The following is a 12066-nucleotide window of genomic DNA, read 5'->3' as shown; positions in this document are numbered from 1 at the left end:
TTAACTGAAACGTTATTTTTATCTACAAAACTAGCATCCCCATTGTTTTAATATTTTAACATAAAGTTAGCTATTATCCAAATTTACAAGTATTATAATTTTATGCTCCAAAAAAATACTACTCCTCAATTTTTTTCTCCATAATTAAATATTTAACTTATTAATTACAAAGGGATTGGCTACAGTTCTCCTCTATGAATCAATAAACAGAACAGCTAAAGTGGGTGCAACCTATATGATAGGCGGAAGCAAGGAATTTTATAAAGAAGTTGGATCTGAAACATATTATACAATTCAATATTACAATAAAGTTTTGGATTAATAACCTCATAGTTAAGCATAGCGATGCATAATTCAACCAAACATGTATTAAATCATGGTGATATAACTATGGATAACCTGTTATGGTCTTATGATAGAATTAAATGGACTTTAAACATTCTGTGATTGCTCCTTCAGAACTTGATTTACATGATGTCATTGAACTGTTAAAGCCTATAATAGCAAATAATCGTAGTGCTAATTTGATATTAGGATATGCGATTCTTTTTCGCATGCGTTTCCTTGAATTTTGGCTTGAAAATCGAAAATCTTGAAGGAAACCTAGAATATGTGGATGCCTACATAAAATTGCTCTCGTTAGTTGATGGAGATTACCTTTCAGAAATACAACATTCATTATTATTTTTTTCCAAGAGAAGTTTCATTAATTTGATGAGCAACTGTCTTTGCCTCCGGTATTTCTATCATTTAGTAAACCTCTTCCTTTATATCCTTTATATCCTTTATATCCTTTATATAATAAATATTCTCTATTATTTTACATTTACCTTTTTCAGTGCATCCTCAAATCTCTTTGTTCTCATATTGCATAACATTTGCTCCATATGAACCAAAGCATACTGAATTTTCGTTTCATCGCTAGCTAAGCTGATTTTACCTGCCCATATACTATCATGGAAACTTCGAAAATCTAAATCTAGTTTTTCAATATTTAAATCAATTGGTTTGCCCTTAGCACCGAAAAGCATAAAAACAGTAAAATAAGACATGTGAGTTATTTGTTGCGCTAAAAAGAACCGGGCGTGCCTGTATTCATCCACTGATTCTCCAAAATAGCTTTTTAGAAAATCTGCTTCATCTTTTTCGTCTTTTACTAAAAAATTTGCAGCAACGGCAAGATCAGCATAGCGGTCATTTAAAAAAGCAGCCTCCCAATCCACAAGCCAAATCCGCTCTCCATCAAAAAGAACATTTTCTGGTTTAAGATCGTTATGACATGAAACTAAATCATCATCATTGCGAGGATAAATGGCCACAACGCGACTGTATTGCTTAAAGAGTTCTTCGGTCATATTTTCTGGAAGAATTTTGGCTTCCTGAAATTTTCGAATGAAAATATCTGCAGTATCTTGAAAACTCATCACCCTTGGAAAAGGAGGTAGTGAATGTAGCTGTCTAAGTAGCTTAGGCAGTTTATTTCTTGCTTCCTTAATGTGTAATGGTTGAGCTTCAACATAATCTGTAATTAATATTCTATCTTCTATGTTCGTGTACCAAATTCGTGGAGCAATCTTTTCCTCTGCAGCCATCCCCATGCAAACAAACTGGCGTGTAGGGTCGCCCGTGTTATCGGTCCGGGTAATAATTCGCAGCAAGTATGGCTTTTTCTTCACAACAATGCGAAAAACAAGGGCAGATGAGAGGCCTTCAGTTAATATTTTTATATCTTCGCACTCACTTACACCAAATGCAGCCTGTAATGCATTTTTAACAGCATTTTGTTTTTCTTCTGGAATCATTTTATCTCCTCCTCGGATAATAGATACTTCTTCTCATATGATACACAGGATAAATGCTGAATATAAGACTGATAATTAAGAATTTCGTATGATATAATATAAGTAGGGAAGTAATGAATTATGAATGCAAATACAAATAGTATTTGCTGTCTGCTGACCAAAAGTCAATTAAGGCTCAAGTTGCCCCAGAATTATGAAATCAAATGGTATCAGGTATGAAGTAATAAAAAATACAACCCTCATTACTGAGAATTGTATTTTTTATATCATATTTTATTAATTTTTATTTAAAATATCTGTTCAATAAGCCCTTAAATCCTGCTCCGTGTCTTGCTTCTACATGAAACTTCAAATTTGTAAGTCCTGTAAAATCAGCGTTTCAGCAGTTTTCTATCTGTAAGTATTATTAATTTCCCACCGATTTCCCACAAAAATATTATCCCACAAATCGCAATTATAATTCGAATTATCTTTAGTTTAAAAGCCAAGCTATTTCAAAACTGCATATTTATGTACCGTATATTTTCCATGATTTTCATACCAAAAGAGTACATTATTATATATTCCTATACATGCTACAGTATCGTCATTACCAACCTTTTGAGCTAAACTATACATTTTATTATTTTTACAATTATATACCAGTATTTTTGCTCTAATGTTGTCTTGCCATATTAAATATGCTCCATATATAGATGGCATTAGCATTTCTACGTAATTTTCATCTTTATAATCATAGCTTTTTGGTGAAGCTATGGTATGCCAGCCATCCTTTTTATTTAAGTCATATAAGACAATACTGGAATCCGTATTTTGCCCATTGGGCTTTACCCTAGCTGCAATAAAGTTTCCATATATATACGGCCACAAAATATCTGTGCCTGTTGTAATCAAATGCTTTTCCTTAGTATTAATGTTATATATGTATGTACTTCCCTTTTCAGACCAATCAGCACTACATTTTGATTCGCTCCATGATATCAGGTTATTGTATATCTTAGGGTGGCTGTAAAACCCATCGGAATAATCCTTATTTGAATCAATTATTTCCACGCTCTTTTTTGATAAATCATACATTTTTATTACTGCACATGTGGTATTATTCAATTTATCGTAAGATTCATATACAACCTTATCACCAAATAATGAAAACTCATAAGGCTCAACCTTCACATATACTGCACTCGGATCTACTTTTATTCCTTTATCTTTATCAAATTGAATAATTTCACTTGTTTTTAAGTTTCTTGCATAGGCACGCCAATTTATATCATACAATGCATCAGTTTCAACTTTTACATCATCTTCTACCCAAACTATCCATTTATCATTAACTGATACTGTATTTAAATATTTTTTAGGATTTACCGTTGAAGATACAACTGATTTGGTTTTTTTATCAACATTATACAAATAAACATTCTTATTATCTTCATCACAGCAATAAATGTTCTTTTCATCACGGGCTCCCACAATTCTTAAATTACTCGGCAATACTCCTGTTCTTGATACGATTTCATCTTTATCACCCATTTTTACCTGTGTTAAATCAGCTTTTTCATTACACAAAGAATATTGCTCTTGCTTAGCATCCTTGGTATGATAGCTTGATACTTTTTCCTGATTTTCCTTATTGAAACAACCTGTACTTGAAATAATGAAACACAATAACATAAATATAACTAAAAATTTTCTTTTCATTTAATTTAGCCTTTCTATGTTTAAATACTAGTCGGGTTTTATAGGCATACCTTATTTTATTCAAAGTTGATAATTACTACTTTTTCATAATAAACTGTTTTTAACAAAAAATATTGATAATAAAGGTACCGATAAATCGGTACCTTTATTTTAATATTATCTCAGTTTACCATACCATTCCCCGTGCTCTAACACAATTAGCCATCGTACTGGCTGATATCCAATGCGAACCATATGCAGTATTATTTGTATTATGAGGATCCAGATAATGAACTCTAGAATTAGTATTGTCATAACCGTCCCCAGATACATAGTGGTAACGTGTAGAACCAGCTGCATAACCATACAATTGATTATCGCCTGACATATATGTATCATATATACTTCCCATACCACTTACTGTATCTACATAAGCATAATTCAAAAGTGTTGTAGCACTTGGACTCCAAACAGCTGCATAAGTCTTAGATGTCCAGTTTCTCAATGTAGTAGTCCACGCTCCTGGAAAGGCAGCTCCTTGTGTTTCTGCACCAAGGTCACTGGCTAGATTATCTTGAGTAACACTTCTACCTTGTAAAACATTTCCCATTCCGGTTATTAATATACAGGCAGATGCCGGTCCGCAATACCAGTCTTTAAGTTGCCTGATACATAAAAAACCAAGATAGTCGGTAGCTGTAGAGGAAACAGATAGATTTGAAATAGTTTTTGTTTTACCAATAGGTTGTAGGCCGGGTATTTTATTACTATCTATTTCTGTATTATACTTTTCGTTATAATCCTTCACTACTTTATCTAGCTCATCTTTGCCTATTGCATTAGATTTATATTTATTTATACTATCAATCAAAATCTGTGCCTGCTTTGACTTTTCAGCCGCAACTTGAATTTCTTCCGGACTTTGTTGTGTAGTAGCTTGAAAGCTCTCCGCTTGGTCAGTTACTAACTGCTCATTGGTAGATGCAAATGCACAGTTTATCAAAAGTACACTTGTTATTATTCCCCCTAGTATTGCTTCTTTTAATTTCTTCATTTGATACTCGCTCCTTTTTTCATATTTAGTACATCTAAATAATTGTAAATTATTCCATGCATAGTAAATATTTTACAATTAATAATTATAGTATTTATATATTTAATATTTTGTCGTTTTATGGGGTATACAAAAAAATACAATAAAGTAAACTATATCAATTTCAGAACCTTTTCTATACAAAGCAAGATTTCTTCTCATGCAGCATTATCTTGCCTAACTTTTATACTCATGAATACACTTAATATTAGCCAAGTCCGTCAAGTCATAGCCATCATAATTATTCAAAAATTCCATCAATGAATTGTAAGTTATCTTTTGCCTTGACCTTGCCTCAATAAAATAGACAGCAAGAATCACTATTTATCTCATTAATTCTTACAATATCTATGATATTTCCTTCAGCACGAATGGGGGAATATATCCATTTGCTGAATGAGTCCTTTTACGGTTATAAAACAGTTCTATGTATTCAAAAACAGCCTTTTTAGCCTCAGCTCTGGTCTCAAAATTATAATCATTTAGCCATTCCATTTTAAGTTTGCCCCAAAAAGATTCCATAGGGGCATTATCATAACAATTGCCCTTTCTGCTCATACTGCATACAAATCCATATCTTTTTAGCAGATTTTGATAGTCATTACTGGCGTATTGAATTCCCCGGTCAGAATGAATTATTAATCCTTCTTTAGCACCGGTTCTTCCAATTGCTTGATTCAGAGCAGCAGATACCAACTCCGTTCTCATATGGTTCGCCATAGCCCATCCTACAAGCCTACGTCCATAGAGGTCCATTACACCAGCAAGATAAAGCCAACCTTCTTTTGTAGGAATATACGTAATATCTGATACCCACTTCTGGTTAGGTCTACTGGCAGTAAATTCTCTATTAAGAATGTTATCTGCCACAGGAAGACTATGATTTGAGTACGTAGTCGCTTTATATTTCTTTGACACTTTGGAACGTATACCATTTGCCTTCATTAACCTTGCAACACGGCCTTTACTGGCTTTCTGATTTTCCGGAAGATTCTTTGTTATCTGAGGAGCACCATAAATTCCATGACTCTTTTTATGGATTTCTTTAATAGTTTCAAGGAGCTCTCTATTTGACTTGCTCCGATTACTTTCGCTACGTGAAAAATATGCATAATAACCGCTTCTTGATACTTGAAGGGCCTGACACATCTTTGCAATCCGAAATATGAAGCGGTGTTTATAGATAAAATTAAACTTGTTTATTTCTGATTTTTCGCAAAATAGGCCGCGGCTTTTTTTAATATTTCATTTTCCTCTTTAAGGTTAGCTAATTCCCTGCGTAATTTTCTTATTTCATCATCGTCAGGCTTAAGGTTACCACTGCCTGGAAAGGCACTTGAACCATCCTTTTCATAAGCGATTAACCAGTCTCTTACTGTTGAGTAGTGCACTCCAATTTCTTTTGCCATTAAGCTTGCTGTTGTTTCACCTGCCAATATTTTTTCAACGGTCTGTTCCTTGAATGCTTTATCAAACTTTTTTCTCTCAGCCATTTGAATCCCTCCATGTTTTTATTATATAGGGATTCCTTGTGTCCATCAAACTGGATTAAGGTCAGTATTCTATAAACATGATCATACTAATCAACATACAACAGGTAAGATATAGTTTCAATTCCTTATAGGTATTCTATAAACAATCAGCTAAAACAGTCTAAAATAAACATAGACACAGTTTCAATTCCTTATAGGTATTCTATAAACTTGGCTGAAATGCCAGTCCCTAAAGACTATACTACGTTTCAATTCCTTATAGGTATTCTATAAACCATCTAAAAGCGGTGTAGCACCTAACCCGCAAATATTGTTTCAATTCCTTATAGGTATTCTATAAACATCAAATTAGTTTCAAAACATCAAAAGGTAATTTAGGTTTCAATTCCTTATAGGTATTCTATAAACGGAATGATGATAGTAATAATTGGAATAATCATATGAGTTTCAATTCCTTATAGGTATTCTATAAACTATGTATAACTGGGCAATAAATATTATACAAAGTAAGTTTCAATTCCTTATAGGTATTCTATAAACTAAAAACAGGGATAAAAATGGGATAGCTCACCACTTTTGTTTCAATTCCTTATAGGTATTCTATAAACCACAGAATCCATTTAAAACTATTTTACGGTATAGGGGTTTCAATTCCTTATAGGTATTCTATAAACATACACGTTTGTCAAACTTTTTATGCATTTATTTTAGTTTCAATTCCTTATAGGTATTCTATAAACGTAAACGGTTTTAATGCAATTTCACAAAGATTATTAGGTTTCAATTCCTTATAGGTATTCTATAAACGATATGATTTTTACGAGCAACATTGGATACCATTATAGTTTCAATTCCTTATAGGTATTCTATAAACCTTTTTGCTCCTTCAATATAACCTTTATTTATTTTAGTTTCAATTCCTTATAGGTATTCTATAAACCTAAAAAATGGGTAATTGAGCAAATGAAAGAAGTTAGGTTTCAATTCCTTATAGGTATTCTATAAACTTATTTGATAGAATGCAAAAATTCTTCAATGAAAAGTTTCAATTCCTTATAGGTATTCTATAAACCTGTGCTTTTTGCTCCGTCTATTTGTGATTCTAAGTTTCAATTCCTTATAGGTATTCTATAAACTATGAGTTTAGAAAAGCTAAATGATGAAAGCAAAATAGTTTCAATTCCTTATAGGTATTCTATAAACTTGAAAGCTGAAAAAGAATATAAAATGATTGCAGTGTTTCAATTCCTTATAGGTATTCTATAAACTAAAAAGTATTGACAAATACATATAATAAGTATATAAGTTTCAATTCCTTATAGGTATTCTATAAACACGATGATTTAATTTTCAGCAGAAACAACTAGGTAAGTTTCAATTCCTTATAGGTATTCTATAAACTATAGTAGTTAGTATTCCCTATTTAACAAAATCTATGGTTTCAATTCCTTATAGGTATTCTATAAACTGTTATCAATATAAATTACAATTGTGTATCTGTAGAGTTTCAATTCCTTATAGGTATTCTATAAACTAATATGTTAATAATTAAAAGTTATCCACAATATAAGTTTCAATTCCTTATAGGTATTCTATAAACCAGGATATGAAAAACTTTTTTAGAATTTAGTTGTAAGTTTCAATTCCTTATAGGTATTCTATAAACATTAATATTATCCGCAATATTGATAACTGTAGTAGTTTCAATTCCTTATAGGTATTCTATAAACAGAACAATATTACTAGGTTTGACCCTATTTATTATGTTTCAATTCCTTATAGGTATTCTATAAACATATAACCTCTGACCTTGCCTCAATAAAATAGACAGCAAGAATCACTATTTATCTCATTAATTCTTACAATATCTATGATATTTCCTTCAGCACGAATGGGGGAATATATCCATTTGCTGAATGAGTCCTTTTACGGTTATAAAACAGTTCTATGTATTCAAAAACAGCCTTTTTAGCCTCAGCTCTGGTCTCAAAATTATAATCATTTAGCCATTCCATTTTAAGTTTGCCCCAAAAAGATTCCATAGGGGCATTATCATAACAATTGCCCTTTCTGCTCATACTGCATACAAATCCATATCTTTTTAGCAGATTTTGATAGTCATTACTGGCGTATTGAATTCCCCGGTCAGAATGAATTATTAATCCTTCTTTAGCACCGGTTCTTCCAATTGCTTGATTCAGAGCAGCAGATACCAACTCCGTTCTCATATGGTTCGCCATAGCCCATCCTACAAGCCTACGTCCATAGAGGTCCATTACACCAGCAAGATAAAGCCAACCTTCTTTTGTAGGAATATACGTAATATCTGATACCCACTTCTGGTTAGGTCTACTGGCAGTAAATTCTCTATTAAGAATGTTATCTGCCACAGGAAGACTATGATTTGAGTACGTAGTCGCTTTATATTTCTTTGACACTTTGGAACGTATACCATTTGCCTTCATTAACCTTGCAACACGGCCTTTACTGGCTTTCTGATTTTCCGGAAGATTCTTTGTTATCTGAGGAGCACCATAAATTCCATGACTCTTTTTATGGATTTCTTTAATAGTTTCAAGGAGCTCTCTATTTGACTTGCTCCGATTACTTTCGCTACGTGAAAAATATGCATAATAACCGCTTCTTGATACTTGAAGGGCCTGACACATCTTTGCAATCCGAAATATGAAGCGGTGTTTATAGATAAAATTAAACTTGTTTATTTCTGATTTTTCGCAAAATAGGCCGCGGCTTTTTTTAATATTTCATTTTCCTCTTTAAGGTTAGCTAATTCCCTGCGTAATTTTCTTATTTCATCATCGTCAGGCTTAAGGTTACCACTGCCTGGAAAGGCACTTGAACCATCCTTTTCATAAGCGATTAACCAGTCTCTTACTGTTGAGTAGTGCACTCCAATTTCTTTTGCCATTAAGCTTGCTGTTGTTTCACCTGCCAATATTTTTTCAACGGTCTGTTCCTTGAATGCTTTATCAAACTTTTTTCTCTCAGCCATTTGAATCCCTCCATGTTTTTATTATATAGGGATTCCTTGTGTCCATCAAACTGGATTAAGGTCACTCTTTTGGAGTACATGGGAATTAGAAGGGTTTCAATTCCTTATAGGTATTCTATAAACATGCATGACAATACTTATTTGTTTGATAAAAATCTATGTTTCAATTCCTTATAGGTATTCTATAAACTTGGATAGTTTGTTACATGTTTAGTGTAATCTGAAAGTGTAACAAAGTGCAGCCAAAAAGTGTAACGGTCTGCGATGTAAAAGTCCATTGTAACACCCTTCAATTTGAGTTATCCTTTAGTTTGTCTGACGAACTGAAGGAGGTACAGAAAGGATGTTATCAATGGACGATATAAAGTATATCAGAAGAATGCATGATGTGGAAGGGTGTTCAATCCGTGAAATCATGCGACGCTCCGGTTACCATTACGAAACCGTTAAGAAATATTTGGATATGAAGGATTTCAACAATCCAACACTACTACCTAAAGAAGTTCCATCCCTGCTTGATCCACTTAAGCCAATAATAGATGAATGGCTTGAGAACGATCTTAAAGCACCCCGTAAACAGCGACATACTGCAAAACGCGTTTATGAACGTCTGCTAAATGAATATCCGGGTCAGCTTGAAGTTAAGCTCAGGACCGTCCAATATTATGTATCAAAGAAGAAGAAAGAGCTGTACGCAGAAAAGTCTAAGGGGTACATCCCTTTGGAACACCCTGCCGGTGAGGCACAGGTAGATTTCTGTCAGTTCTTCTACTATGATAACTCCAATACTTTGAAAGAAGGTCGGAAGCTGACAGTTTCCTTTCCACAAAGCAACGGAGCATATTGCCAAGCATTCCGGGGTGAGAACCAGGAATGTCTGTTGCAAGGGCTAAAAAATATCATGAAGCATATGAACAAGGTTCCATTCCGTATGGTATTCGATAATCTATCAGCAGCTGTTGCCCATATCGGCAGCGGTAAGGACAGAATTTTAACTGAAGGCTTCAAGCGGTTTGTTGAACACTACGGTATTGAACCAGTTTTCTGCAATGCTTCTGCTGGCTGGGAAAAGGGCAATGTTGAAAACAAAGTAGGTTATGAACGCAGGAATATGTTTGTTCCAGTCCCCACAATACTGGACTTTGACCAGTTCAACAGAAAGCTCCTTAAATGCTGTGAAAGGGATATGCAGCGGGAGCATTACCGTAAGGGACATCTGATTGCAGACCTGTTTGAAGCAGACAGACAAGCTATGCTGCCTATGAATCCGATTGATTTTAAAGTATCCAGATTCCAAGCTGCAAAGGCCGATAAATATGGAAAGGTAATGTTTGAAACCAATCTATATTCATCATCACCAAAGCTGGCACAAGAACATGTATACCTTGAAATTACAAGTGATAGCGTCACAATAATGGATATTAAGTACAATCCCGTTGTCACCCATTGCAGACTATATGAGAAGGATGGGGAGTCAATGGATTGGCTACCATATATATCATTAATGGCTAAACGCCCCAATGCAATTAAATATACAGGCTTTTATCAGGAACTACCCGAGATATGGCAGAACTACCTGGCAGAGCTGTCACCAGAGAAGAAGAGGGAAGCCCTCCTTACTCTAAATACAATGCTTCAGAAGCATGATATTGCAGCTGCAGCAAATGCACTTGAAGTTGCACTGGATAGTGGAGTAAAAGACTCTGACAGCATACTGGCAAGCTATTACAGACTGACAAACAAAGTGCAGCAGTTGCAACCGATGCAGTTCACAAATCCATACATAAAAGTACCATCCTTCAAAACAGATAACTCAAGATATGATAGTCTGTTTGGAAAGGAAGTGAGCCAATGAAGGAACAACTGCTTGAATGCTGCAAACAGCTTAGGCTTAGTGCACGGTTTGCAGAAAATGCAATAAATGCAAACGGTGCAACGAATCAGGAATATATGCTTGAGGTCTTAAAAGCCGAAATCATATATCGGAATACCAAACGCCGGAACCTATATTTAAAGAAAGCCGGTTTTGATAACATTAAAACTTTTAACGGCTATGATTTTGAAGATATTACGCTACCTTCAGGCGTAACGATTGATTTATTGAAACAGGCTGAATTCCTGTCACGTCAGGAAAATTTAATTCTTTATGGCAGGAACGGAGCCGGCAAAAGTCACATGGCAACAGCAATCGGTGTAGAAGCCTGTATGCAAGGCAAACATGTCCGATTCTACAAAACTGCTGCATTGGTCAATGAGTTATTAGCAGCAAAGGCCAATGGCTCACTGGTACAGATGCTAAAGAAGCTCAGTAAACTTGACCTTTTAATCTGTGACGAATGGGGTTACATCCCCTTCGATGCAGAGGGCTCTCAGCTGCTGTTCCAAGTTATTGCAGACTGCTACGAAAAGCGTAGCCTGATAATCACAACAAACATTGAATTTAGCAAGTGGAACGGAATATTTTATGATGATCAGCTTACAGCGGCCCTCATCGACAGGTTAGTCCATCACAGCCATTTGATAGTCTTTGGCCGGGACAGCTGGCGGTTAAAGCACTCACTGATGAAACAATCTAACAACTAAATACAATTTGGGGTGTTACACTTTTGCATTGCATTTCGTTACAGAAAGCTATTGCAATAAACATGTTACATACTCTTTGTTATATTGAGTTTCAATTCCTTATAGGTATTCTATAAACTAGTAAATGCAGCAATGAAAAAAGAAGGAAAGTTTACGTTTCAATTCCTTATAGGTATTCTATAAACGAAAGACTATCAATGGTCAGTATCATATACAAAGAAGTTTCAATTCCTTATAGGTATTCTATAAACTATAAGGCTAGAGGTTTAAAATGGCACGATGAAAGCAGTTTCAATTCCTTATAGGTATTCTATAAACCAATTTTCAAAAGTAACAAAAGCCATAAAAATCAATGCATATGGCTTACCTATTTAAACTACATTAAAAATCGATATTTATCAA

7 protein-coding genes and 1 CRISPR repeat array are annotated in these 12066 nt (G+C 34.2%); of the genes, 2 read left to right on the top strand and 5 right to left on the bottom strand.

From position 1 onward, the window contains the following. Positions 1-815: 815 nt before the first annotated feature. The 5 genes from K412_RS0111515 to K412_RS0111485 form a co-directional block, all read right to left on the bottom strand. Positions 816-1802, bottom strand: a complete 987-nt coding sequence (locus K412_RS0111515; RefSeq protein WP_024833247.1) for a phosphotransferase — start codon at positions 1800-1802, stop codon at positions 816-818. Between the two features lie 489 nt (positions 1803-2291). Beyond that, complete coding sequence (locus K412_RS0111510) at positions 2292-3371, bottom strand: hypothetical protein (protein ID WP_157833823.1); 1080 nt, start codon at positions 3369-3371, stop codon at positions 2292-2294. 298 nt (positions 3372-3669) lie between these two features. After that, complete coding sequence (locus K412_RS0111505) at positions 3670-4536, bottom strand: C39 family peptidase (protein WP_024833245.1); 867 nt, start codon at positions 4534-4536, stop codon at positions 3670-3672. Positions 4537-4923: 387 nt separating this feature from the next. After that, positions 4924-6068 (bottom strand): IS3 family transposase gene (locus tag K412_RS0111495; protein ID WP_278244529.1). Its coding sequence is split into 2 segments (ribosomal slippage): positions 4924-5804 and positions 5804-6068, totalling 1146 coding nucleotides; the frame shifts between segments, so codons are not numbered across the junction. A gap of 114 nt (positions 6069-6182) precedes the next feature. Continuing rightward, positions 6183-7863: direct repeats of the CRISPR family, unit length 30 nt; unit sequence GTTTCAATTCCTTATAGGTATTCTATAAAC. A 73-nt stretch (positions 7864-7936) separates the two neighbouring features. Continuing rightward, positions 7937-9081 (bottom strand): IS3 family transposase gene (locus K412_RS0111485; RefSeq protein ID WP_278244529.1). Its coding sequence is split into 2 segments (ribosomal slippage): positions 7937-8817 and positions 8817-9081, totalling 1146 coding nucleotides; the frame shifts between segments, so codons are not numbered across the junction. 352 nt (positions 9082-9433) lie between these two features. Here K412_RS0111485 and istA point away from each other — a divergent pair. Then, complete coding sequence (istA, locus tag K412_RS0111475; protein WP_157833822.1) at positions 9434-10936, top strand: IS21 family transposase; 1503 nt, start codon at positions 9434-9436, stop codon at positions 10934-10936. Beyond that, positions 10933-11664 (top strand): IS21-like element helper ATPase IstB, encoded by a 732-nt coding sequence (gene istB / locus K412_RS0111470; protein ID WP_024833243.1) that lies wholly within the window; start codon positions 10933-10935, stop codon positions 11662-11664. The genes istA and istB overlap by 4 nt, the downstream gene beginning before the upstream one ends. Positions 11665-12066 lie beyond the last annotated feature (402 nt).

Source organism: Ruminiclostridium josui JCM 17888 (assembly GCF_000526495.1).
GTDB classification, from domain to species: Bacteria; Bacillota; Clostridia; order Acetivibrionales; family DSM-1351; genus Ruminiclostridium; species Ruminiclostridium josui.
This window is presented reverse-complemented; position numbering and strand designations above follow the sequence as displayed.

Excerpts from the sequence above, each read along its gene's own strand:
- K412_RS0111515 (WP_024833247.1), bottom strand. The coding sequence starts at position 1,802 with ATGATTCCAGAAGAAAAACAAAATGCTGTTAAAAATGCATTACAGGCT.
- K412_RS0111505 (WP_024833245.1), bottom strand. The coding sequence starts at position 4,536 with ATGAAGAAATTAAAAGAAGCAATACTAGGGGGAATAATAACAAGTGTA.
- istA (WP_157833822.1), top strand. The coding sequence starts at position 9,434 with ATGGACGATATAAAGTATATCAGAAGAATGCATGATGTGGAAGGGTGT.
- istB (WP_024833243.1), top strand. The coding sequence starts at position 10,933 with ATGAAGGAACAACTGCTTGAATGCTGCAAACAGCTTAGGCTTAGTGCA.